The sequence below is a fragment of the Amycolatopsis sp. NPDC059657 genome, assembly GCF_042734395.1.
Taxonomy (GTDB): domain Bacteria; phylum Actinomycetota; class Actinomycetes; order Mycobacteriales; family Pseudonocardiaceae; genus Amycolatopsis.
The window spans coordinates 1-22,901 of record NZ_JBHWEB010000079.1 but is presented as its reverse complement, the minus strand read 5'-3'; the positions used below and the strand labels follow the sequence as shown (position 1 = coordinate 22,901).

At 68.8% G+C, this 22,901-nt stretch carries 22 protein-coding genes; 14 read left to right on the top strand and 8 right to left on the bottom strand.

The annotated features are described in order from the left end of the window. Positions 1–100 precede the first annotated feature (100 nt). The 4 genes from ACFV15_RS32945 (at position 101) to ACFV15_RS32930 (ending at position 3,602) form a co-directional block, all read left to right on the top strand. Positions 101–1,036: an ACP S-malonyltransferase gene (locus tag ACFV15_RS32945; protein WP_378355280.1), complete on the top strand. Its 936-nt coding sequence runs from the start codon at positions 101–103 to the stop codon at positions 1,034–1,036. After that, on the top strand, positions 1,033–2,016 hold the full coding sequence (locus ACFV15_RS32940; protein WP_378355278.1) for a beta-ketoacyl-ACP synthase III: 984 nt from the start codon (positions 1,033–1,035) through the stop codon (positions 2,014–2,016). The genes ACFV15_RS32945 and ACFV15_RS32940 overlap by 4 nt, the downstream gene beginning before the upstream one ends. A 72-nt stretch (positions 2,017–2,088) precedes the next feature. Next, complete coding sequence (locus ACFV15_RS32935) at positions 2,089–2,334, top strand: acyl carrier protein (protein ID WP_370943317.1); 246 nt, start codon at positions 2,089–2,091, stop codon at positions 2,332–2,334. Between the two features lie 35 nt (positions 2,335–2,369). Further along, on the top strand, positions 2,370–3,602 hold the full coding sequence (locus tag ACFV15_RS32930) for a beta-ketoacyl-[acyl-carrier-protein] synthase family protein (RefSeq protein ID WP_378355276.1): 1,233 nt from the start codon (positions 2,370–2,372) through the stop codon (positions 3,600–3,602). 56 nt (positions 3,603–3,658) lie between these two features. Here the strand turns inward: ACFV15_RS32930 and ACFV15_RS32925 are convergent, their stop codons facing one another. After that, on the bottom strand, positions 3,659–4,234 hold the full coding sequence (locus tag ACFV15_RS32925) for a hypothetical protein (RefSeq protein WP_378355274.1): 576 nt from the start codon (positions 4,232–4,234) through the stop codon (positions 3,659–3,661). Positions 4,235–4,256: 22 nt separating this feature from the next. Further along, positions 4,257–4,733, bottom strand: a complete 477-nt coding sequence (locus tag ACFV15_RS32920) for a DUF3145 domain-containing protein (protein WP_091299951.1) — start codon at positions 4,731–4,733, stop codon at positions 4,257–4,259. Positions 4,734–5,163: 430 nt separating this feature from the next. Between ACFV15_RS32920 and ACFV15_RS32915 the strand changes: the two genes are divergently transcribed. After that, positions 5,164–6,618 carry a hypothetical protein gene (locus ACFV15_RS32915; protein WP_378355272.1) on the top strand — a complete coding sequence of 485 codons (1,455 nt, stop codon included), beginning with the start codon at positions 5,164–5,166 and terminating at the stop codon, positions 6,616–6,618. 98 nt (positions 6,619–6,716) lie between these two features. On the opposite strand, the gene ACFV15_RS32910 is transcribed toward ACFV15_RS32915, so the two are convergent. Continuing rightward, the gene (locus ACFV15_RS32910; RefSeq protein WP_378355270.1) at positions 6,717–8,108 is read right to left on the bottom strand and encodes a dihydrolipoyl dehydrogenase family protein; all 1,392 of its coding nucleotides are present in this window, start codon (positions 8,106–8,108) and stop codon (positions 6,717–6,719) included. Between the two features lie 124 nt (positions 8,109–8,232). On the opposite strand from ACFV15_RS32910, the gene ACFV15_RS32905 reads away from it, so the two are divergent. Continuing rightward, positions 8,233–8,979: an Lsr2 family protein gene (locus ACFV15_RS32905; RefSeq protein ID WP_378355269.1), complete on the top strand. Its 747-nt coding sequence runs from the start codon at positions 8,233–8,235 to the stop codon at positions 8,977–8,979. Between the two features lie 68 nt (positions 8,980–9,047). On the opposite strand, the gene ACFV15_RS32900 is transcribed toward ACFV15_RS32905, so the two are convergent. From ACFV15_RS32900 to ACFV15_RS32880, 5 genes are all read right to left on the bottom strand, one after another. Next, positions 9,048–9,773: a biotin/lipoate A/B protein ligase family protein gene (locus tag ACFV15_RS32900; protein ID WP_378355267.1), complete on the bottom strand. Its 726-nt coding sequence runs from the start codon at positions 9,771–9,773 to the stop codon at positions 9,048–9,050. Beyond that, positions 9,770–11,155: an NAD(P)(+) transhydrogenase (Re/Si-specific) subunit beta gene (locus ACFV15_RS32895; RefSeq protein ID WP_378355265.1), complete on the bottom strand. Its 1,386-nt coding sequence runs from the start codon at positions 11,153–11,155 to the stop codon at positions 9,770–9,772. The genes ACFV15_RS32900 and ACFV15_RS32895 overlap by 4 nt, the downstream gene beginning before the upstream one ends. Next, a complete protein-coding gene (locus ACFV15_RS32890) occupies positions 11,152–11,448 on the bottom strand; it encodes an NAD(P) transhydrogenase subunit alpha (protein WP_091299966.1) in 297 nt (98 codons plus the stop codon). The genes ACFV15_RS32895 and ACFV15_RS32890 overlap by 4 nt, the downstream gene beginning before the upstream one ends. Next, positions 11,448–12,545: a Re/Si-specific NAD(P)(+) transhydrogenase subunit alpha gene (locus ACFV15_RS32885; protein ID WP_378355263.1), complete on the bottom strand. Its 1,098-nt coding sequence runs from the start codon at positions 12,543–12,545 to the stop codon at positions 11,448–11,450. Before ACFV15_RS32885 ends, ACFV15_RS32890 begins: the two co-directional genes overlap by 1 nt. 165 nt (positions 12,546–12,710) lie before the next feature. Beyond that, positions 12,711–13,337, bottom strand: a complete 627-nt coding sequence (locus ACFV15_RS32880; RefSeq protein WP_378355261.1) for a TetR family transcriptional regulator — start codon at positions 13,335–13,337, stop codon at positions 12,711–12,713. A 107-nt stretch (positions 13,338–13,444) separates the two neighbouring features. Between ACFV15_RS32880 and ACFV15_RS32875 the strand changes: the two genes are divergently transcribed. From ACFV15_RS32875 to ACFV15_RS32840, 8 genes are all read left to right on the top strand, one after another. Further along, complete coding sequence (locus ACFV15_RS32875) at positions 13,445–14,482, top strand: ferredoxin reductase (RefSeq protein WP_378355259.1); 1,038 nt, start codon at positions 13,445–13,447, stop codon at positions 14,480–14,482. Positions 14,483–14,493: 11 nt separating this feature from the next. Then, a complete protein-coding gene (locus ACFV15_RS32870) occupies positions 14,494–15,606 on the top strand; it encodes a fatty acid desaturase family protein (RefSeq protein ID WP_378355258.1) in 1,113 nt (370 codons plus the stop codon). A gap of 9 nt (positions 15,607–15,615) precedes the next feature. Continuing rightward, the gene (locus tag ACFV15_RS32865) at positions 15,616–15,825 is read left to right on the top strand and encodes a hypothetical protein (RefSeq protein WP_091299974.1); all 210 of its coding nucleotides are present in this window, start codon (positions 15,616–15,618) and stop codon (positions 15,823–15,825) included. A gap of 183 nt (positions 15,826–16,008) precedes the next feature. Continuing rightward, on the top strand, positions 16,009–17,262 hold the full coding sequence (locus ACFV15_RS32860; protein WP_378355257.1) for a sensor histidine kinase: 1,254 nt from the start codon (positions 16,009–16,011) through the stop codon (positions 17,260–17,262). A gap of 29 nt (positions 17,263–17,291) precedes the next feature. Continuing rightward, on the top strand, positions 17,292–17,936 hold the full coding sequence (locus tag ACFV15_RS32855) for a response regulator (RefSeq protein ID WP_378355256.1): 645 nt from the start codon (positions 17,292–17,294) through the stop codon (positions 17,934–17,936). Between the two features lie 47 nt (positions 17,937–17,983). Beyond that, complete coding sequence (locus ACFV15_RS32850) at positions 17,984–21,043, top strand: BTAD domain-containing putative transcriptional regulator (RefSeq protein ID WP_378355254.1); 3,060 nt, start codon at positions 17,984–17,986, stop codon at positions 21,041–21,043. Positions 21,044–21,128: 85 nt separating this feature from the next. After that, a complete protein-coding gene (locus ACFV15_RS32845; protein WP_378355253.1) occupies positions 21,129–21,608 on the top strand; it encodes a hypothetical protein in 480 nt (159 codons plus the stop codon). A 144-nt stretch (positions 21,609–21,752) separates the two neighbouring features. Then, positions 21,753–22,745, top strand: coding sequence for a GlxA family transcriptional regulator (locus tag ACFV15_RS32840; protein ID WP_378355252.1), 993 nt, complete (start codon positions 21,753–21,755; stop codon positions 22,743–22,745). Positions 22,746–22,901 lie beyond the last annotated feature (156 nt).

Below are 22,901 nucleotides of genomic sequence, written 5' to 3'. Positions count from 1 at the left end.
AGAGTGAAAACCCAGGGGAAACCGGGCGCTTTTGGAGGGTTCCTACAACTACACCCGGTGTACTTGGTGAGTGCCGACATCCCGACCATGGCAGCGCACCGTGTTCCCTAAGAGGGTGACTGCCGTACTCGCCCCAGGACAGGGCTCCCAAGCTCCCGGAATGCTGGCTCCGTGGCTCGAACTCGACGGTGCCCGCGCACTCGTCGAACGCTGGTCGGAGCGGGCCGGTATGGACCTGGTCAAGCTGGGTACGGACTCGCCTGCCGAAGAGATCCAGGACACCGCGATCGCGCAGCCGCTGATCGTCGCGAACGCGCTGCTCGCCTACGAGCAGGTCGCCAAGCTGGGCCTGCCGTCCGACACCCCGGTCGCCGGGCACTCGGTCGGCGAGCTGGCCGCCGCCGCGGTCGCCGGTGTCTTCTCCGCCGAGGACGCCGTCGCGCTCGCCGCCGTCCGTGGCGCCGAGATGGCGAAGGCGTGCTCACTCGAACCCACCAGCATGGCCGCGGTGATGCTCGGCGACCCCGAGCAGATCGTCGCCTGGCTGGGCGACCACGGCCTCGCCGCCGCGAACCGCAACGGCGCTGGCCAGATCGTCGCCTCCGGCGCCGCCGACGCGATCGAGCGCATCCTCGCGTCGCCGCTGGAGGGCACCAAGGTCCGCGCGCTCAAGGTCGCGGGCGCCTTCCACACGCACTACATGGCACCCGCCGAAGAGGCGCTGCGTGCCTACGCCGCCGGGATCACCCCCGCCGACCCGACCAGGCCGCTGCTGTCCAATGCGGACGGTAAGGTCGTCACCAGTGGCGCGGAGTACCTCGAGCGGCTCATCACCCAGGTCACCAGCCCGGTGCGGTGGGACCTGACGATGGAAGGCCTGGTGGCCCTCGGCGTCACCAGCACTCTCGAACTGCCCCCGGCAGGCACGCTGACCAACCTCGTCAAGCGCCAGCTCAAGGGAACCGTGACCAAGACCATCGCGCTGAAGACCCCTGCCGAGCTGGCAGCCTTGCGCGAGCAGGAGGACGCTCAGTGACAGACCGACCGACCTTGCGGCTCAAGCAGGGGCCAGCCGCGACCCGCATTCTCGGCGTCGGCAGCTCCCAGCCCGACCGCGTGGTGACCAACGACGATCTCTCGAAGATCATGGACACCAACGACCAGTGGATCCGCGACCGCGTCGGCATCATCGAGCGCCGGTTCGCCGACAAGGACGAGCTGCTCGTCGACATGGCCGTCAAGGCAGGCGCGCTGGCGCTCGAGGACGCCGGGGTCGACCCGTCCGAAGTGGACACCGTGATCGTGCCCAACTGCACGATGCCTGGCCAGATCCCGAACGCCGCCGCCCAGGTCGCCGACCGCATCGGCATCAAGGCGCCCGGCGCGTTCGACCTCAACGCCGCCTGCGCCGGGTTCTGCTACGGCCTCGGTGTCGCCTCCGACCTGATCCGCGCCGGTTCGTCGGACAAGGTGCTGGTCATCGGCGCGGAGAAGCTCACCGACTCCGTCGACCCGACCGACCGCGCGAACGCGATCATCTTCGCCGACGGCGCGGGCGCCGCGCTGGTCGGCGGCTCCGAGACGCCGGGCATCGGCCCGGTCGCCTGGGGCAGCGCCGGCGACCTGGTCGACACGATCTACCTGCGCGACGGCAAGTGGATCTACCAGGAGGGCCAGTCGGTCTTCCGGTGGGCGACCACGCAGATCGCGCCGATCGCCGTGCAGGCGCTGGAACTCGCGGGCCTCGAGCCGTCCGATGTGGACGTGCTGATCCCGCACCAGGCCAACCTGCGCATCGTCGACGCCATCGCGAAGCGCCTGCGCAAGCTGGGCGCCCGCGAGGAGATGGTCGTCGCCGACGACATCAAGTACTCGGGCAACACCTCGTCGGCCTCGATCCCGCTGGCGCTCGACCACATGCGCAAGGCGGGCACCGCCAAGCCCGGTGACGTCGTGCTGGCCGTCGGCTTCGGCGCGGGGCTGTCCTACGCGGGCCAAGCGTTCATCTGCCCGTGATAACACTTTCCCCTGCCGCACCACCGCGGCCGGGGACAGACCAATCAAGAACATCTATGAAAGGGAACACCCATGGCTGACAACACCGAAATCCTCGCGGGCCTCGCCGAGATCGTCGAAGAGGTCGCCGGTGTCTCGCAGGACGACGTCACCGCCGAGAAGTCCTTCGTGGACGACCTCGACATCGACTCGCTGTCCATGGTCGAGATCGCCGTCCAGGCCGAGGACAAGTTCGGCGTCAAGATCCCGGACGACGAGCTGGCCAACCTGAAGACCGTCGGCGACGCGGTGAACTACGTCTCCGCCAACCTCAAGTAAGACGTTTCCCAAGCGCCAACCTCGGGGAGAAACCCATGAGCAAGAACGACGTCGTAATCACCGGGTTCGGCGCCACCACGCCACTCGGCGGTGACGTCGCGTCCACATGGGACGGATTGCTGGCCGGCCGCAGCGGTGTGAAGACGCTGAAGGCCGACTGGGTCGAACGATTCGGCCTGCCGGTGAAGATCGCTTCCAGGCTCGCGGTGGAACCCACCGAGGTGCTGCCGCGGGTACAGGCACGACGGCTCGACCGCAGCGAGCAGGTCGCGATCATCGCGTCCCGCGAAGCGTGGGCGCACGCCGGCCACAGCGAGGACTCGGTCGACCCCGACCGGCTCGCGGTGATCATCGGCACCGGCATCGGTGGCGCGAACACCCTGCTCGACCAGGACGACATCCTGGAGACGCAGGGCCTGCGCAAGGTTTCGCCGCTGACGGTCCCGATGCTGATGCCGAACGGCCCGGCCGCGCACGTGGGGCTGGAGCTCAAGGCACGCGCCGGGGTGCACGCGCCCGTTTCGGCGTGCGCGTCCGGCGCCGAGGCACTCGCCTGGGCCTGGCGGATGATCACGCTCGGCGAGGCCGACGTGGTCGTCGCCGGTGGCGCGGAGGCCGCGATCGCCGCGATCACCATGGCCGGGTTCGCACAGGCCAGGACCATGAGCACCCGCAACGACGACCCCGAGCGCGCGTCGCGCCCGTGGGACATCAACCGCGACGGCTTCGTGCTCGGTGAGGGCGCCGGGGTCATGGTGCTGGAGCGCGGTGACTACGCGAGGGCGCGTGGCGCGACCATCCACGGACGGCTGGCCGGGATCGGCACCAGTGCCGACTCGTACCACATCACCGGTCCCGACCCCGAGGGAACGGGACAGGCCAAGGCGATCAGCGCGGCACTGCGCACCGCGGGCCTCGACCCCAAGGACGTCGGGCACGTCAACGCGCACGCCACCTCCACCCCGGCGGGCGACGTCGGCGAGACGGTGGCGATCCGCAAGGCCATCGGCGAGCACCCGCTGCTGAGCGCGCCCAAGGGCAACCTGGGCCACCTGCTCGGCGCCGCGGGCGCGGTCGAGGCCATCGCGACCGTGCTGTCGATCAAGGAAGGCGTCATCCCGGCGACACTGAACCTGGAGAACCAGGACCCCGGTGTCGTGCAGGAGGTCGTCTCCGGCGAGCCGCGCAAGGTGGACCTCAAGGCCGCGGTCAGCGACTCGTTCGGCTTCGGTGGCCACAACGTGGCGCTGGCGTTCGTTCCCGCCTGATATACAGCTGCGAAAACGCGGTGGCATCCACTTCGGGTGTCACCGCGTTTCGTTTGTCAGCACTTTTCCTTTTCCGGCGTCGACCCTTCGGCCTCGTCGATCTTCCACGTGCCGTTCTCGTTGACCATCGGCAGCACCACCCGCCAGCGGATACAGGGCTCCATGAGGTCGGCAGGCGCCAATTCGACGGCCTGCGTGCTCGTGAACCCGACCAGCACCCGCAGCGAGCCGACCGGCGCTTCGATCCGGTAGACGAGGATGCTGCCGTCCTTGGTCGTCTTGTAGTCGTCCAGCCAGGAGTCCCTGGGCTTCTTGCCCAGCCGCTTGGCGCTGGCCACGCTGGCCCAGAGGTCGTAGTTCTTCTGGTTGATCGAGCGGAAGTAGCTCTGCAGCGCGCCACGCACATCGACGCCGTCGGGATGGGCGGCCGCGTCCGCGGTCATGAAGACCTCATCACTGCCCGGCTGCTCCTCCGGCGTCAGCGAACCCGACGTCGGCAGCACGCCGGGGACGATCGGGGCCACGGTCGGCGGGCTGTAGAGCTCGCGGGCGAGCAGGCCGCCGCCGACCGTCAACGAGACCACCACGATGAGTGCGGGGATGAGCCAGCGCTGGGTGGAGGTGGTCGTCACGCGGCCACCCTAGCGAACAGGTTTACCCGACCTGGTGGAGCCAGGTGACGGGCGCGCCGTCGCCGGCGTGCCGGAACGGCTCGAGTGCCTCGTCCCAGTTCGCGCCCAGCAGCTCGTCGAGCTTGTGCGCCAGGTGCTCACCGGCGCGGCTGCGCGCGACCAGCGAACGCAGCTGGTCCTCACCCACGACGATGTCGCCGTTGGCGCTCGTCCGCCCATGCCACAGGCCCAGTCCGGGCGCGAAACAGAACCGCTCGCCGTCCACGCCGGCGCTCGGCTCCTCGGTGACTTCGAAACGGACCATCGGCCACGCCTTCAGCGCGGACGCCAGCTTCGCGCCGGTGCCCGAAGGCGCACGCCAGCCACACTCGGCGCGCAGTTGACCGGGACTGGCCGGCTGTGCCGTCCACTTCAGGTCGACCCGGGCGCCAAGGGTGCCCGAAAGTGCCCACTCGACGTGCGGACATACCGCAGACGGCGACGAGTGGACGTACACCATGCCTCGGGTGTTGCCACGGGTGCTCACTGCTGACCTCCGCTACTCGACGAGATGCGTCTTCCCCTACGACCTCGCGAGCCCGGCTGCCGGTTCACTCGTTGCACGTCTTCGGCACGACTACCACATTCTGCACCCCAGACATGCTCTTTGGCCACACGAAACCCACAAGTCACACCCGAATGGGAAGCGCGGCGCGCAAGTTGCACATCAGATGACCGGACGCGTCACCACAAGAGTCACTACACTGTTGGACTGTTTCGGGCGGTCACTTGGGTTCCGTGCCACCGATGAGCGGACGTTTTCACCCAGCGGGAAAGGGTGAGTGTCCACTTAGGTCACCCGACGGTTCGTGCCGTCCTGCCCCGGTGCGCGTGTCCAGCACGCTAGCGTGGTGAACTGGCGGTGTCGACAAAAACGGGGAGGATGCGACGTGCGGCTGGTTCGTCTCGCGCCACAGCCGTCGCGGGTGGCCGAGGACATCCGCGCGGCACTGGCCTCGCTCGGGCGGGGGAGCACGGTCGTCGGCGGTATCGCGCTGGCCGGTATCAAGCCGTTCGGCGACGAGCGGGTGGTCGACGCGTTCGTCGTGCTGCCACGCGGAATCCTGATGATCATCGGCGTCGACCTGCCGGACCCGGCGCTCAAGCTGGAGGCGCCGCTCGAAGGCGCGTGGCAGGCCGACGGCTGGCCGCTCGTCGGCGCCGAGAACGAGGTCAATCCGGCGACGCGGGCGCTCGCCATGGCGAAGGCGGTCGCCGTCCAGCTCGCCGAGGCCCATCCGGACGTGCCGCCGCTGAGCACCGTGATCGCGGTCGGGCCGTACGTCGAGGCCGTCGACCAGCCTGCCGCCGATCTCGCCGGGCGCACGCGGGTGCTGCATCCGACGCCGACGAGCATGCACGCCGCCACGGTTTCGCTGGCCGACTCGCCGCGCGCGATGTCCGCGCAGCAGGCACGCGACGTCTTGAAGACGGTCGCGGCCAACACGCCGCGGCTGCCGGACGAATTGCTGCTCGGGGAAGGGTTCGCCGAGCACGCCGACGAGCCGACCGTGGTGCACCTGAACCCGCTGATCTCGCTGAGCCCGACGGTTCCGGCCGAACATCCCGGCAAGCAGCGGGTTTCGGTGGCCGCGGCTCCTCCGCTGCCCGCGCCTCAATCCCCGCCGAAGCCTCAGGTTCGGGTTCAGCCCCAGGTTCAGCCGCAGCCTCAGGTCAGACAGGAGGTCAGACCGCAGCCTGCCGCCACGCCGCCGGTCGCTCCTCCCCCGGCCGCCAAGCCGAGACCGTCGCTCGTCCGCTGGCTGCCGATCGGCGCGATCGGGATGCTGGCCGTGCTGCTGATCGCCGCGATCCTCGTCGCCAGCGGTGACAACGAGACCCCGCCGCCCCCGAAGGCGTCCCCGTCCCCCACGAAGACCGTCGCGCCGCCGTCGAGCAGCCGCCCGATCGAGAGCCTCCAGTTCACCCCGCAGGACGCCGCCGCCGACCAGAAATGCGCGTCGCACGCTTTCGGCGATGTGCAGGCGAGCTTGGGCCGCACCAGTTGTACAGCGGTCAAGCGCGGCAGTTTCGCGGCGAACATCGACGGCAGGCAGGCCGCCGCGACCGTCGGCATCATCGAATTCCCCGACGCGCAGCAGGCGGCCGATTTCAAAGCGGTCGCCGACACCCCCGGCGGCGGCGGAATACTCGACCTCGCCACCGAAACCGGCAAATGGACCGGCGAGGTCCCGAAATTCGACGGCGCCGCCTACGCCAGCTCACTCAACGGCACCTCGGTCCGCCTGGTGCTGGTCGCCTGGCTCCCCGGACCGTCCACACCGGACGACCCAGGCCTCCAGCGCGCCGCCAAAGCCGCCCTCGACCTCCCCATCAACCTCTGAAAAAAATCCCAATGTGGCTTTCGTCAGTTTTCGGCTGACGAAAGCCACATTGGCGTGCTCAAACCTGACCAATGCCGCATTGGGATTTTTTTCCCAGGTCAGAGGCCGTATTCCTCGAGGAGGCGGAGCCAGACCTCGCTCATGGTCGGGAAGGCGGGTACCGCGTGCCAGAGTCGGTGCAGCGGGACCTCGCCGACGATCGCGATCGTGGCCGCGTGCAGGAGTTCGGCGACGTCCTGGCCGGCGAAGGTGACGCCGAGCAGTACGTCGCGCTCGGTGTCGACGACCATCGAGGCCTTGCCGGTGAAGTTGTCCGCGTGCAGTGACGAGCCCGCGACGGCGATGTCGATTTCGACCACGCGGTCCGGCTTGCCCTCGCGGGCGGCGGTGAGGCCGACCGAGGCCACCTCCGGGTCGGTGAAGATCACCTGGGGCACCGCGTGATGGTCGGCGGTCGCGGCGTACGCGCTCCACGGCTCCGGCTTGACCGACTCGCCTCGGGCCAGCGCCGCGACGGCGTCGCCAGCCGCGCGGGCCGCGTATTTGCCCTGGTGGGTCACCGGTGCGCGGCCGGTGACGTCGCCGGCCGCGAACAGCCAGCCTCCGTCCACTTCGGACACTCGGCCCGCGTCGTCGACGGTCAGCGGCTTGCCGGGCGTCAGTCCGATCGACTCGACGCCGAGGTTCTCGGTGGCGGGACGCCGCCCGGTCGCGACGAGCAGCTTGTCGGCGGTCAGCTCGACGCCGCCGCGCAGCTCGAGCTTCGCCGCACCGTCCACTAGGGACGCACGCTCCAGCCCGGAGCCGGTGTGCACGGTGACGCCGTCCGCGCGCAGCCCGTCCGCAACGGCGTTACCGGCGAACTCGGGCAGCCTCGGCAAAGGCCTTGCCCCAGTGAGGATGAGGTCGACCTTCGCGCCGAGCCGCGCCCACGCCTGCGCCATCTCGACGCCGACCACGCCGCCGCCGAGCACCGCGAGCCTGCGAGGCACCTCGCTCGCCGAAGTCGCTTCACGGGAACCCCACACGGGAATCTCGTCGAGCCCCGGGATCGGCGGGGTCACCGGAACGCTGCCCGTGCAGACGATCACCGCGTGCCGCGCCACGAGCACCCGCTCGCCGACGGTGACCTCCTTGACCCCGGTGATCTTCGCTTCGCCGCGGATCGCCTCGATACCCGCTCCCCGCGCCCAGTCGAACTGGCCGGTGTCGTCCCCTTTGGACGTGAACCAGTCCCGCCTGGCGAACACGGCCTCGGCGTCGAGCGCGTCGCCCACCGGGACGCCTGGCAGGCGTTTCGCGGCGGCCAGCGCGTTTCCCGGACGCAGCAACGCCTTGCTCGGGATGCACGCCCAATAGGAACATTCACCACCGAAACGTTCCTTTTCCACGAGCGCCGCGGTCAGCCCGCCCCGCACCGCCCTGGCCGCCGCGTTCTCGCCGACGGGCCCCGCGCCGATCACCACTACGTCAAAAGTCTGTACGGACATGCTTTCAATCCACACCACCGCGCACGTTCGCGCAACCCAACGGTATCCTCGGTGCGAGCTGGAGAACTCGGCGACGGCCGGTTGCAGCAGAGTCAGACTTCGATCGAGCACCCCGGGAGTTTTCGTGGCCCAGAACACTGCTGTGCACTTGCTGGACGACCTCAACGGCGACCCCGCCGAGGAAACGGTCAGCTTCGCGTTGGACGGGATCGAGTACGACATCGACCTTTCCGCTGAGAACGCCGGAAACCTGCGCGAGATCTTCGACGCCTACGTGACGAACGGCCGCCGCACCGGCGGCCGCAAGCGCGCGCCGCGGATCATCGCGCAGCCGAAGGCGGCCAGGAAGAAGGCGGCCCCGAAGGCCGCCGCCGCGGCGAAAACCGCGGTCGCGAAGAAGGCCGCCCCGGCGAAAGCCGCTCCGGTGAAAGCCGCTCCGGTGAAGGCGACGCCGAAGCGTGCCGCCGCCAAGACCCCGGCCAAGGCCGCGCCGGTCAAGGCGACCGCCACGCGCGCCAAAACCACCAGGACGGCCAAGGCAGCTCCGGCGCCGGCGGCCAAGAAGGCGGCCCCGGCGAAGGCAGCGGCCAAGCCGGTCACCAAGAAGGCGGCGCCCGCGAAGCCCGCCGCGAAGGCGACCGTGGCCAAGCCGGCGGCCAAAGCCGCGGCGAAGCCCGCCGCCAAGACCGCGGTGAAGCCCGCCGCACGCACCACCGCGACGAAGCCCGCCGCCGCCAAGGCTCCCGCCAAGCCAGCCGCCGCCAAGGCTCCGGCCAAGACGACGGCGAAGCCCGTGGCTGACAAGCCGGTGGCGAAGACCACCCGCACGATCCGCAAGGCTCCGCCGGTCAAGTTCTCGGCCGCGCAATAAGACGCGAAAAAGGGCCGCCCAGGGAACTCACCGGTTCCCTGGGCGGCCCTTTCGGCGTTCTGGGGTCACTAGGACTTCTGGCGCCCGTCGGCGTGCCAATCCGGGAACCGGTAGCGCGAGTCGAGCAGACGGCGCTGCCAGTCCCGTTCCCCGGCGCTGGGCGGCCGCGCGGCCAGCCCGTCGAACTGCCGGGCGGCCGCGACGCGAACAGCGGCCGACGCCTCGCGAATACCCACCCGTAAGCCGTGTTCGGCCAGCGACGCGACCTGACTGCGGTGGGAGTCCAGCGGCTTCGGGTCCGGCGGCGGCCCGGTCAGATACCGGCCGACGCGTTCGGCCGCCGTGTGCACCAGCAGCGTCGAATGCGCGAGCAGTCCCGTCTTGGTGCGGAAAACCGCGAACCCGCACAGTTTCGCCTCGCCGATGAACAGGCCGCGATCGCCGAGGCGGGGCGGCAGCCCCAGCTCCGACACCGCGCCGCTCATGAGTTCGCCGATGGCTTCCAACGGGCGTTCACCGGCGTCGGGCAGCACCAGTGTGACGTTCAAATTCCCGTCATCGTGAAAAACCGTGCCGCCGCCACTGGCCCGCCGCAGCACGGGAATCCCGTCCTGGGCGCAGACGTCCGTGCGCACCTCGCGATGCACCTTCTGCCCGCGCCCGACGACCACGCAAGCCGGGTTACGCCAGATCCAGATCAGCGGCCCGGCAGGCGCGGCGCGCAGCAGAGCTTCATCCAGCGCGAGGTTTTCGGCAGGATCCGAAGACCCCGCGCTGATGTCGCCCGCTGTCACAGTGCTTTGAGTTCCTCCACGATGTCGCCCACCGAAGACTTCGCGTCGCCGAAGAGCATGCTGGTCTTCGGATCGTAGAACAGATCGTTGTCGATACCGGCGAAGCCCGAGCTCATCGAGCGTTTCAGGACGATCACCGACCGGCTGTGGTTGACCTTGAGGATCGGCATGCCGTAGATCGGCGAGCCGGGGTCGGTCTCGGCGGCCGGGTTCGTGACGTCGTTCGCGCCGATCACCAGCGCGACGTCGGTCTGGGCGAACTCGGAGTTGATCTCGTCCATTTCCTTGAGCTGCTCGTAAGGCACGTCGGCCTCGGCGAGCAGCACGTTCATGTGCCCAGGCATGCGGCCCGCCACGGGGTGGATCGCGTAGGCGACCGTGATCCCCTTGGCTTCCAGCAGCTTCGCCATCTCGCGGACCTGGTGCTGCGCCTGCGCGACGGCCATGCCGTACCCGGGCACGACCACGACCTTGTTCGCGTAGGCCATCTGGATGGCCGTGTCGGACGCGCTGGTGCTGCGGACCGGGCGTTCCTCCGTGGACCGGTTGCTGGCGACCGACGAGCCCCCGCCGAACCCGCCGGCGACGATCGCCGGGATGGACCGGTTCATCGCCTTGGCCATCAGATTGGTCAGGATCGAACCGGACGCGCCGACGATCATGCCCGCGACGATCAGCGCGGTGTTGTTCAGCGCGAGGCCCATCGCGGCGGCCGAAAGCCCGGTGAGGGCGTTGAGCAGCGAGATGACCACCGGCATGTCCGCGCCACCGATCGGCAGCACCGAGGTGACACCCAGCACGCCCGCCGCGATCAGCAGGCCGACGATCAGCAGCTCGCTGTCGCCGCCGAAGCCGATGGTGACAGCGCAGCCCAGCGCGACGAGCAGCAGCAGCGCGTTGATCGGCTGCTGGAGCTTGCCCAGGCTGATCGGGCGGCCGGAGATCAGCTCCTGCAGCTTGCCGAAGGCGATGTTCGAGCCCCAGAACGAAATGGAACCGACGATCGCCGAAAACAGCGACGCGATGGCCACGTACTTCGGCTCGTGCGCGTAGCCCTCGGAGGACCGGAACTCGACCCAGGCGATGAGCGCGACCGCGCCGCCGCCCACGCCGTTGAACAACGCCACCATCTGCGGCATCGCGGTCATCTTGACCTTGCGTGCCGACGGGACGCCGACCACGGTGCCGATCGCGACGCCCAAAATGATGAGTACCCAGTTGCTCATGCCCGGCGTCAGCAGCGTCGCGATCACCGCGATGCCCATGCCGACGGCGGCGATCCAGTTGCCGCGGACGGCCGTGCGCGGACCGGTCAGGCCCATCAGGCCGTAGATGAACAAGGCGAACGAGATGATGTAGAGGACAGCGATGAAACTCGTCATGAGTCGGCTCCCTCTTTCTTCTTGTCCTTGAACATCGACAGCATCCGGTCGGTGACCAGGAACCCGCCGACCACGTTGATCGTGCCGAACGCGATGGCGATCACCAGCAGGATCTTGTTGAGCACGCCGTCAGCCGAGAGGCCGAGCACCACCAGCCCGCCGAGCAGCACGATGCCGTGGATGGCGTTCGTGCCCGACATCAGCGGGGTGTGCAAGGTGTTGGGCACCTTGGAGATCACCGTGAAACCCACGAATCCGGCCAGCACCAGGATGGCCAGGCTCTGCACCAGCATTACTCCGCTCCCTTCCCGGCCACGCAGGCTCCGGCGACGATCTCGTCGGAGAAGTCGAGCGCGAGCTTGCCCTCTTTGTCGACGATGAGCTCCAGCAGTTCGGTCACGTTGCGCGCGTAGAGCTCGCTGGCGTGCGCGGGCATCTCGGCGGGCAGGTTGAGCGGAGACGTGATGGTGACGTCGTACTCGACGACGTCCTCGCCCGGCTTGGTGAGTTCGCAGTTGCCGCCGGACTCGCCGGCGAGGTCGACGACGACCGCGCCGGCAGGCATGCCCTTGACCGCTTCGGCCGTGACGAGCGTCGGCGCCTTGCGGCCGGGCACCAGCGCGGTGGTGATCACGACGTCGAACTTCGTGATCGCGTCGGTGAGCCTGCGCTGCTGCTCGGCGCGTTCGTCCTCGGTGAGCTCGCGGGCGTACCCGCCCTCGCCGGCGGCCTCGATGCCGAGTTCCAGGAACTTCGCGCCGAGCGACTTGACCTGCTCGCCCACCTCGGGGCGCACATCGTAGCCGGTGGTCTGCGCGCCGAGCCGTTTCGCCGTCGCCAGCGCCTGCAACCCGGCGACACCGGCGCCCAATACGAGCACCTTCGCGGGCGGGACGGTGCCTGCCGCGGTGGTGAGCATCGGGAAGAACCGCGGCAGTTTCTCGGCGGCCAGCAGTACCGCGCGATAACCCGCGACACCGCTTTGCGACGAAAGCGCGTCCATCGCCTGCGCGCGGGAAATACGGGGAATGGCTTCGACGGCGAACGCGCGCACCCCCGCCTTTTCCAGCGCGGTGATGCCGTCCGGATCGGACCTGGGATTCAGGAATCCGATCAGGAGCGTTCCGGTCTTGAGTTTCGCGACCTCGTCCGCGGTCGGCGGCGCGACCTTGAGCACGACATCCGCGCCCCAGGCGTCACCGATGACGGCGCCTGCTTCTTCGAAGACGGAATCGGCGAGATAGGCGCCTTCGCCCGCCCCGGATTCGACGACGATCCGCAAGCCTCTCTTCGTGAGGCGTTCGATCAGTTTGGGCACGAGCGAGACCCGGCGTTCGCCGGGCCTGGACTCCTTCACGACGCCGACCGTGAGCTGCTCGGTTTCGGCCACTCCGCGACCTCCTCGGCACTGAAGATCTGCCCCGATGGGCGCGATCACCGGGAGTTTGTACCACGGTCACGGGGTGCTTCCCACGTTCCAAGGTCCCTGTTCATCGGCTTGAGACCCCTAAATATGAGGTCAGGGAGCCCCTGTTGACCGGTCAAGAGATGCTGGTTACGAACTCCGCCAGTGCGGAACCCCCAGGAAGATCAGCCGAAGCCGCTTCTCGGCGACCAGTTTGATCGCGTTGTCGGTCTGTTGGTCGCGCGGGCGCGCCTCGAGTAGTTCGAGGACGGTCGCGAGCATCGCGACGACGATCAGGTCCGCCATCATGTGCAGGTCGTCGGTGTTCCATTCGCGCAGTCCGTCGAGCCGGACGAGGTCGATGGCGAGCTCGCTGGAGAACAGCTTCAGCTCGACCGCGATCGCGCGGGCGACCTGCTCGTTGCCGCCGTACCGCTCGCGGGTGAGGAACCGGAAGTGGTCCTCGTGCGCGCGCACGTGCTCGTAGAGCGTGTGCACGGATGCCCGGATCATCCGGCTGGGCTGGGTCGGCTTGGCGCGTGCAGCGCGGATCATGCCGCGCAGCGTGCGCATCGACTGCTCCACCAGTGTGACGCCGAGTTCTTCCATAGACGAGAAATGGCGGTAGAAGGCGGTCGGCACGATGCCGGCGCCTTTCGCCACCTCACGCAGGCTGAGCGCGTCGAAACTGCGGACCGCCAGCAGTTCCCATGCCGCGTCCAGCAGGGACTGACGGGTGCGCTGCTTGCGCTCTTGGCGGGTCACCGGCTCGGTCACGGTGTTCACGGTATCGACCACATCACAGGTCCTTCCAGTTGACAGCGCGGTTCGGACGCGGTGCACTATTCAGTGTACGACTGTTCACTCAATCTCGGGAGGGAAGCATGCCAGCGCTCCGTTCGCTCGCCTCGGTCGCCGAGGCGCTGCTCACCCCGCACGGCATGGACCGCTACCTCGAGCTCGTCAACCCGATGCTGGTGCGCCGCGAGATCCGCGGCGAGATCCGGGAGGTCAGGCGGCAGACCGCCGACACCGTGACGCTCGCGATCCGCCCCAGCCGGGCGTGGCGCGGGTTCACCGCCGGGCAGTACGTGCGGATCACGGTCGACATCGACGGGGTGCGGCGCACCCGGTGCTACTCCCCTGCCTGTTCAGAGCACACCCGTGGCCTGCTGGAACTCACGATCAAGCGCGACGGGCTCGTTTCCGGGTTCCTGCACGACAACGCGCGGCCCGGCATGACGCTCGGACTGTCCGAACCGGACGGTGCTTTCACGATGCCGGCGCCGCGTCCTTCGCGGATCGTGCTGATCAGTGGCGGCAGCGGCATCACGCCGGTGCGGTCGATGTTCCAGACGCTGCGCGACGAGGGCTATTCGGGTGAGCTCGCGTTCCTGCACTACGCGAACGACGCCGGCGATGTCCTCTACGCGGGCGAGCACACCATGCTCGCGTACACCAGCGGATCCGGCGCCGACCTGCACGGATTCTTCTCCATGGAGCATCTGGAGAAGGCCGCGCCGTGGTTCCGTGACGCCGAGACGTTCCTGTGCGGACCCAAGCCGTTGATGGACTCGGTGCGCGCGATGTACGCCGATGAAGGCTTGAGTGAACACCTGCACACCGAGGAGTTCACCCCGCCGACGCTGGTGTTCGACACCGCGTCAGCCGAGGGCCAGGTGCGGTTCGCCCACAGCGGCAAGGAGTTCGCGAACTCCGGCAAGCCGCTGCTGGAGCAGGCCGAGGCGGCCGGGCTGAGCCCGGAGCACGGATGTCGCATGGGGATCTGCTTCTCGTGCACGAAGGTCAAAACCTCCGGCTGCGTGCGCAACGCCAAAACGGGCGAGCTTTCCGAAGAAGAGAACGAAGAAATCCAGCTGTGCATTTCCGTCCCCGTCGGAGACGTCGAGATCAACGCTTAAGGAGACTTTTCATGACCGGCTTGCAAGACCGGCTCACCCCGGCACAGGTCGAGGAATTCGGCGCCGAATTGGATGCGATCCGCCAGCGGGTCGTCGCTTCGCTCGGCCAGGAGGACGTCGACTACATCCATACCGTCATCAAGGCCCAGCGTTCGCTGGAGGTCACGGGCCGCGCGCTGCTTTTCGCGGGTTTCTTCCCGCCGGCTTGGTTCGCGGGTGTCGCGGCGCTTTCGGTGTCGAAGATCCTGGACAACATGGAGATCGGCCACAACGTCATGCACGGCCAGTACGACTGGACGCGTGACCCGGCGCTGAGCTCGCAGAAGTTCGAATGGGACAACGTCGCGCCCGCCGAGAACTGGCGGCATTCGCACAATTACATGCACCACACGTACACGAACATCCTCGACAAGGACCGCGACATCGGTTACGGCATCCTGCGGCTGGACCCGGCGCAGAAGTGGCACCCGTACTACCTGGGCAACCCGGTGTACGCGGTGATGCTGGCGTTCATGTTCCAGTGGGGCGTGATGCTGCACGACCTCGAGTTCGACCGGATCGTCAAGGGCGAGCGCACCTGGGCCGAGACCAAGGAGGTCTCCGGCCGGATGGTCCGCAAGGCCGCGCGTCAGGTCGGCAAGGACTACGTGCTGTTCCCGCTGCTCACCGGGCCGATGGCGCCGCTGACGTTCCTCGGCAACGCGACCGCGAACCTGGTGCGCAACCTGTGGTCGTTCTCGATCATCTTCTGCGGCCACTTCCCCGCGGACGTCGAGAGCTTCACCGAGGAGGAGACCGCTTCCGAGACACGCGGGCAGTGGTACCTGCGGCAGATACTCGGGTCGGCGAACATCACCGGCGGGAAGCTGTTCCACATCATGAGCGGGAACCTCTCGCACCAGATCGAGCACCACCTGTTCCCGGACATCCCCGCGCGCCGCTACCCGGAAATCGCCGGTGAGGTGCGCGCGATCTGCGAGAAGTACGGCCTGCCGTACAACACCGGCCCCCTGCACAAGCAGCTGCTCTCGGTCGCCCGCAAGATCGTCAAGCTGGCTTTGCCGGGCGGGGAACCGGCTCGGCCCAGTACCGTGGAGTCCGCCAGCACACTCCGAGCGGCTTAGGAACGAACTATGGTCGGCCAGTTCGAGAGCACCAAGGACACGATCCAGGAGATCACCGAGTCGGCGGCCACGCACATCGGCCGGATAGCGACGATCATCACCGGCGCCGTCCGCGACGTCGCCCGCGAAACCGGCGACTGGATCACCGACGTGATCGAAATGCGCGAAGCCTCCACCCGTGCCCGCAACGACACCACCCCCGAAAAACTCGACCCCTGACCCCGTACCCGGATCGCGGACGCGCGTGCAGGGATCGCGGACACGCGTGCACAGCGAGCAAGTCACGTAACTTGCTTTCTGTGCACGCGTGTCCGCTTTCTGTGCACGCGTGTCCGCGATCTGCGGGGGAAAACCCGGTGGGCGGGGGTGGGTCCGGGGAGGCAGGGTGAGGGTGTGAAGCGGGTGCATCCTGGGGTTCGGCTGGTCGTCGGGGAGATCGGACGGCGGCGGTTTCGGGCTGAGCTGGGGTGGGTGCTGGCCGGAGTTCCGCTGGCCGCCGTGTGCCTGGTGCTGGTGGTCGCCGGGCTGGCGGTCGGGGTGGTGGTCTCACCGCTTTTCGTGGGGTTGATGCTGCTGTCGGGTGTGCTGGTGTTCGTGCGGGCGCTGGGTGGGATGCATCGGCGGCTGGCGGCGAGGCTGCTCGGCGTGAAGGTGGGGGTGCCCGCGTCACGGCCGATGGAGCCGGGGCTCGGGAAGTGGATGAAGGCGCGGATCGGGGATCCGATCGCGTGGCGGGCCGTCGCCTACCTGGTGCTGCGGGTGCCGGTCGCGGCCGCCGAGCTGCTGGTGACCGCCTGGATGATCGTGGGCGGGGTCGCGACCGTGCTGTACCCGTTCTTCTGGCACACCACGGGTGGCCGGGAGATGCCGATGTTCCGCATCCGGACCGACACGTGGTTGCTGAGCTTCCCGCTCGCGCTGCTGGGGGCGGCCATCCTCATCGCGCTGCCGTGGGTGATCAGGCTGATGGTCGGGGTCGACAAGCTGCTGGTGCGCGGACTGCTCGGGCCGAAGACACTGACCGAACGGGTGCGTGACCTGGAGGTCAGCCGGGCCGCGGCCGTCGAGGACGCCGACGTCAAGCTGCGGCGGATCGAGCGCGATCTGCACGACGGGGCGCAGGCGCAGCTGGTCGCGCTCGCGATGAAGCTCGGGATCGCCAAGGACGAGCTGAACGAGGCCAGCCCCGATGTCACCCAGCTGCGGCAGCTGGTCACCACCGCGCACGCCAACGCCAAGCAGGCGCTCATCGAACTCCGCGACCTCGCCAGGGGCATCCACCCGCCTGCGCTCGACGCCGGGCTGGACGTCGCTCTGTCCACTTTGGTCACCACGATCGGGGTGGACGTCGAACTGGACGTCGACGTCGGGCGGCGGCCGCCGCCGTCGCTGGAGACGATCGCCTACTTCACCGCGGCCGAGCTGCTCACCAATGCGGCCAAGCACGCTCCCAGCGGCATACATCTGCAGGTCAGAGCGACCGACACGCTCGAAGTCACCGTCTCCGACCAAGGCCTCGGCGGTGCCAGGATCACGCCCGGCGGCGGGCTGGCCGGGATCACCGAACGGCTGCGTGCCGTCGACGGCACGCTGGACGTCTCCAGCCCGCCCGGCGGGCCCACCATGGTGACCGCATCGATCCCCCTGACTGGCTAAAGTGGTGAAGTCACCAAGGGGGTAAGGCAGTGCGGGTCGTGATCGCGGAAGACTCCACCATCCTGCGCCACGGACTGGCCGAGCTGCTGACTCTGCGCGGGCATGAGGTGGTCGCCGCCGTCAAGGACGCGGCCGCGCTCGAACAGGCCGTCAAGACGCACGCGCCCGATGTGTCCATTGTGGATATCCGGATGCCGCCGACGCACACCGACGAGGGCCTGCGCGCCGCCATCGCGCTCCGCAAAGAGCAGCCGGGCCAGGCCGTCTTGCTGTTCTCCCAGTACGTCGAGACCCGGTACGCCGCAGAGCTGCTCGCCGACCGGGCAGGCGGGGTCGGCTATCTGCTGAAGGACCGCGTCGCCGAGGTTTCGGATTTCCTCGATGCGCTCAAAAGGGTCGCCGACGGCGAAACCGTGCTCGATCCCGAGGTCGTCAGCCAGCTCTTTTCAGCCACGCGTAAAACCGGAGAACTCGACAGGTTGACCACACGCGAGCGCGAGGTGCTCGACCTGATGGCCGAGGGCCGGTCGAACGCGGCCATCTGCGCGAAACTGTTCCTCTCCGCGGGATCCGTCGAAAAGCACGTGACCAGTATTTTCGGCAAGCTGGGACTGCACCAGTCCGAGGGGGACAATCGCCGCGTGCTCGCGGTGCTGAAGTACCTCCAGGCCTGAAACCTGTGCCAAAATCACCGCGCACAGTCCTCTGGGGAGAAGCGAAAATGCGCATCCAGGCGTTGGGCCCGATCGAGCTCAGAACGGACGAGCGCGCGGTCCCGCTCGGCGGCCCGAAGCCGAAGGCGCTGCTCGCCGCCCTGCTCCTGCAGCCCCGGCAGGTCGTCTCCGTCGAACGGCTGATCGCGCTCATCTGGGACGACGCGCCGCCGCGCTCGGCCACCGCGCTCGTCCACACCTACGTCTCCCAGCTCAGACGCGCTTTCGGTGAGGCGGGCAATGCCGAGGCGCTCGTCACCCGCCCGCCCGGCTACCTGCTCGACGTGACCGCGGACGACTGTGACCTCGAAGCCTTCGAGCAGCTCATCGACAAGGCCAGGCAAGCCGAGCGCCGCGGGGACCACACGGAGGCGAACGAGCGCTACGAGCAGGCGCTGCGGCTGTGGCGCGGCCCGGCGTTCGGCGGCGTCGACACCGCGTTCGCCCGCAGCAGCGCCGACGCGCTCGACGAGGACCGGCTCGGCGCCACCGAAGGCCGCGCCCGCTGCCTGCTCGAACTGGGGCGCGGCGGCGAGGTCACCGCGAGCCTCACGCAGCTCGTCAACGCCAACCCGCTGCGTGAGGAGGCGCGCGGACTCCTGATGCGCGCGCTCTACGAAGCCGGCAGGCACGCCGACGCGCTCGCCGTCTACCGCGACGGCCGCCGGCATCTCCAGGACGAGCTGGGCATGGAACCCGGCGAGAAGCTCAAGAACCTGCACACTGAGATCCTCAACGGGACGCTGACCGTCAAGAAGCCGGTCGCGCCGTCGGAGGTCCCGGCGCCCCGGCAGCAGGACGAGTACGTGGTCCCCCGGCACCTGCCGCCCGACATCGGCGATTTCACCGGCCGCGCCGAACATCTCGGCGACGTGCTCCGGCTGGCGGGACAGTCTGCTTTGGACACTCGCACCGCGACGCCGACCGTGGTGATCTCCGGTTTCGGTGGCGCCGGGAAGTCCGCGCTCGCCGTGCACGCGGCGCATCTGCTGCGCGGCGACTACCCGGACGGCCAGCTCTTCGCGGACTTGCGCGGCTCGGAGCGCGACCTCGAGGCGCAGGAGGTGCTCGGCCGGTTCCTAGGCGCGCTCGGCATCAGCGGCAGCGATCTGCCGGACACCCTCGACGACCGCGTCGATCTCTACCGCCGCAAGGTCGCGGGCCGCCGTCTCGTCATCGTGCTGGACAACGCACGCGGCGAGCATCAGGTCCGGCGGCTGCTGCCCGGTGACCCGCACTGCCTGGTGATCATCACGAGCCGCTCGCGGCTGACCGGGCTCGAAGGCACCGCGCCGATCGAACTCGGCTTCTTCTCCACCGAAGCCGCGGTCGACATGCTGCGCAAGATCATCGGCCCCGCCCGCGTCGCGGCCGAACCGGAGGCGGCGCTCACGATCGTCTCGCTCTGCGGCGGTGTCCCGCTGGCCATCCGGGCCGCCGCGGCGAAGCTGCTCGCCAGGCCGCACTGGCCGCTGCGCGCACTCGCGTCGCGGTTGTCCGACGAGCGCCGCAGGCTGGACGAGCTGGCCGTCGGCGACCTGGCGATCAGGTCGAGCCTGCGGCTCAACTACGCGGAACTGGACGAGCGTCATCGCCGCGCGTTCCACCTGCTCGCGCTGCTCGATCTGCCCGATTTCGGCCTCTGGCTGGCCGCGCCGCTGCTGGAGGTCTCGCTCGAAGACGCCGAAGACATCGTCGAACGGCTCGTCGACCTGCGGCTGCTCGACGTGGTCGGCATCGATCCGCTCGGCCGCGTCCGGTACCGCTTCCATGACCTGGTCCAGCTTTTCGGTGCCGAGCAAGCCGAAACGGAGTCGCCGGAGCTGGTCGCGGCCGCCTTGAGCCGCGCGCTCGCGACGTGGATGGCGCTGGTCGAAGCAGGCGCGAAACGGCTGCCGCGCGTGACGCTCGGGCTGCGGCCGAAGGTCGAGACCACGGTCGTGACCGATCCCCGGCTCATCGAAGAAGCCGAGCAGAACCCGACGGAATGGCTGAAATCCGAGACGGCGGCCGTGGTCCGGGCGGTCGAGCGCGCGCACGAACTCGGCATCGACGAGGTCACCACCACGTTGATCACCGCGCTGCTCTCCTCGCCGTTCGCCGCGCGCAACGAGTTCGACGGCTGGCAGCGCACGCACGAGGTCGCGCTCGCCGCCGCGCGGAAGTCCGGTGACCTGCGGTCCGAGGCCAGCGTGCTGGCCGGGCTCGGGCAGCTGTTCTACGAGAAGGACGATTTCGCGACCGCGCTCGATCATTTCCAGCTCGCGAAGCGGTACGCGGTGACCGTCGGCGACGACGCGACGCTGGCCGTCGCGCTGGTCGGGATCGGGACCGTGCGGCGGGATCTGGCGCAGTTCGACGAGGCGCTGGCCGACCTCGGGCAGGCGGCGGAGCTCGCCGAGCGCATCGGCGACGACACGGTGCTCGCGGCCGCGAGCTACGGCGCCGGAGCGATCAGCCGCGATCACGGCGATCTGGCGGCGGCCTTCGGCTCGTTCGAAACATGCGTGACCCTGTACCGCGAGCTGGGTGACCGGCGTGGGGAGGCGCTCGCGTTGCGCGCGCTGAGCCTGTGCCACCGCGCGAACGGCAAGCTCGGCGAGGCCGTCGATCTGAGCAGGGAAGCCGAAATCATCCTGTGCGATGTCGGCGACGCGCTCGGCGCCGCGTACGCGCGGCAGTCGCTCGCGAAGGCCCGTATCCGGCAGCGCGAGGTCGACGGCGTCGCCGAGCTGCTCGACTCGTGCCTCGAAGTCTGCGCGCAGCACCGTGACCGGTTCGGCGTCGCACTGATGACCAGGACCGCAGGCGAGCTGGCGCTGGCGCGCGGCGAACTCGAGCGGGCGAGCGAGCTGCTGGGCGTCGCGCTCGGCCAGTGGACCGAACTCGATCTTCCGCTGTGGCGCGCGCGGACCTTGCGCGATCTCGCCGCCGCGGTGGAGGATGGCCGGGCGCCTTGGCGGGAAGCACTGGAGCTGTTCGCTTCGACCGGCGGTCGTGAACTCGCCGAGCTGGCCGCGCATACCCCGTTGACCTGGCGAAATGCCGTCTCTATAGCGAACTTATAGGTGACCCCCGATTCTCTGAAGGGGATCTCTGGCGGCGTCGGCCAAGCTTTGCTCATCGAACGAGGTGAGCAGAAGCGAGGGGAACATGGTCGCCATCGCACCGGACAAGTCACTGCTGAGGTTGGGCCAGCAGACGACCCGCGACGAGATCATCGCGCGGGCGGCGAGCTGGTTGCGGCCATCGGTCCCGTACAGCCAGTACGCGTTCCACGAGAACGAGCACGGCGTCTACCGGACCGACTGCTCCGGCTACATCTCGATGGCGTGGGGGATCCCCGGCAAGGCGGGCAACGTGCACGGCGGCTTGGACACCGTGGGGTTGTCCAAGGCCGGGTTCGAGATCGCCAAGGCTGAGCTTGCGCCGGGTGATGTGCTGCTGCGCTGCGAGGGCACGAACCTGACGCGGCACGTGATCCTCTTCGGCGCGTGGGCGAACCGGCGCCGGAGCAGGTTCTGGGGGTACGAGCAGGTGGGCGGCCTGGGCACGGTGCTGCACATGATCGACTACCCGCATGGGCGGAAGTCGCAGGCGTACAAGCCTTTCCGGTACATCCGGACCAAATGACACGGGTCGTCGGCGCACCAAGGGGGTCGGTCAACGGGGGTTGACCGTCCGCGCCGACGCCCGCCGGCTTGGGGGAACTGGGGGATTCAGGGGTGGTATCGCCGGCTGGGGCCGGCGATACCACCCCTGAGTCGTTGTGGCCTGATGGCCGATATGTGCCAGAATCGGGCCATGGAGCGTCATCGGGTGGCCGTGCTCGTCCGGCACGGGATGCTGCCCATCGAACTGGGCATCGTGCATCGCCTGTTCAGCCAGGCCAAGGCCGGGGGCGAATCGCTCTACGAGGTCCTGACCTGCGCCGTCACCCCCGGTCCCATCCGGACGGACACCGACGTCACGATCAACGTCCCGCATGGCCCGGAGGTGCTCGCGACCGCCGACACGGTCGTCATCCCGGCCTCGCACGACGACGAGGAGCCGCGGTACTACGGCGAGCTCGGGCCCGCGCTCGCCGCCGCGCTCGCGCTGATCCGGCCGGGCACGCGGATCGCGTCGATCTGCACCGGCGCGTTCGTGCTGGCCGCCGCCGGGCTGCTCGACGGGCGCCGCGCGACCACGCACTGGCGTTCCGCCGACGACTTCCGCGCGCTGTTCCCTGCCGTCGACCTCGACCCCGGCGTGCTCTACACCGACGAGGGCGACGTGCTGACGTCGGCTGGCGTGGCTTCGGGCATCGACCTCTGCCTGCACATGATCCGCTGCGACCACGGCTCGGCGATCGCCAACGACGTCGCACGCGGCACGGTCGTGTCCCCGCACCGCGAGGGCGGGCAGGCGCAGTTCATCCAGCGCCCGGTGCCGGAACCGCAGTTCGCGACCACCGGCAACGCCCGCGCGTGGGCACTCGAGCAGCTGCACCGGCCGTTGACGCTGAAGGAACTGGCCGCGCGGCAGTCGATGAGCACGCGGACGTTCACTCGCCGCTTCCGCGAGGAGGTGGGCGTCTCGCCACTGCAATGGCTTACACAGCAACGAATCGAGCGCGCCCGGCAACTGCTGGAGCAGACGGATCTGCCGGTGGACCGGATCGCGGCCGACTCGGGTTTCGGAACGGCCGCTTCGCTGCGGCAACACCTGCAGGCGAGCCTCGGCGTCTCGCCCAGCGCCTACCGAAGCACCTTCCGCGCGACGGGCTAAGTGACTCGTGAGCGTTGCGGGCGGTACGACCCCATCTGACCAGCGCTTTCCTGGGAAAAAAATCCCAATGCGGCATTCGTCAGGTTTCAGCACGCCAATGTGGCTTTCGTCAGCGCAGATCTGACGAAAGCCACATTGGGATTTTTTTTACTTGGT

What these genes read in the sequence shown, in the direction of transcription:
- ACFV15_RS32935 (WP_370943317.1), top strand. Translation starts at nt 2,089, where the DNA reads ATGGCTGACAACACCGAAATCCTCGCGGGCCTCGCCGAGATCGTCGAA.
- ACFV15_RS32930 (WP_378355276.1), top strand. Translation starts at nt 2,370, where the DNA reads ATGAGCAAGAACGACGTCGTAATCACCGGGTTCGGCGCCACCACGCCA.
- ACFV15_RS32920 (WP_091299951.1), bottom strand. Translation starts at nt 4,733, where the DNA reads ATGGTGTACGTCCACTCGTCGCCGTCTGCGGTATGTCCGCACGTCGAG.
- ACFV15_RS32910 (WP_378355270.1), bottom strand. Translation starts at nt 8,108, where the DNA reads ATGTCCGTACAGACTTTTGACGTAGTGGTGATCGGCGCGGGGCCCGTC.
- ACFV15_RS32895 (WP_378355265.1), bottom strand. Translation starts at nt 11,155, where the DNA reads ATGACGAGTTTCATCGCTGTCCTCTACATCATCTCGTTCGCCTTGTTC.
- ACFV15_RS32890 (WP_091299966.1), bottom strand. Translation starts at nt 11,448, where the DNA reads ATGCTGGTGCAGAGCCTGGCCATCCTGGTGCTGGCCGGATTCGTGGGT.
- ACFV15_RS32875 (WP_378355259.1), top strand. Translation starts at nt 13,445, where the DNA reads ATGCCAGCGCTCCGTTCGCTCGCCTCGGTCGCCGAGGCGCTGCTCACC.
- ACFV15_RS32870 (WP_378355258.1), top strand. Translation starts at nt 14,494, where the DNA reads ATGACCGGCTTGCAAGACCGGCTCACCCCGGCACAGGTCGAGGAATTC.
- ACFV15_RS32865 (WP_091299974.1), top strand. Translation starts at nt 15,616, where the DNA reads ATGGTCGGCCAGTTCGAGAGCACCAAGGACACGATCCAGGAGATCACC.
- ACFV15_RS32850 (WP_378355254.1), top strand. Translation starts at nt 17,984, where the DNA reads ATGCGCATCCAGGCGTTGGGCCCGATCGAGCTCAGAACGGACGAGCGC.
- ACFV15_RS32845 (WP_378355253.1), top strand. Translation starts at nt 21,129, where the DNA reads ATGGTCGCCATCGCACCGGACAAGTCACTGCTGAGGTTGGGCCAGCAG.
- ACFV15_RS32840 (WP_378355252.1), top strand. Translation starts at nt 21,753, where the DNA reads ATGGCCGATATGTGCCAGAATCGGGCCATGGAGCGTCATCGGGTGGCC.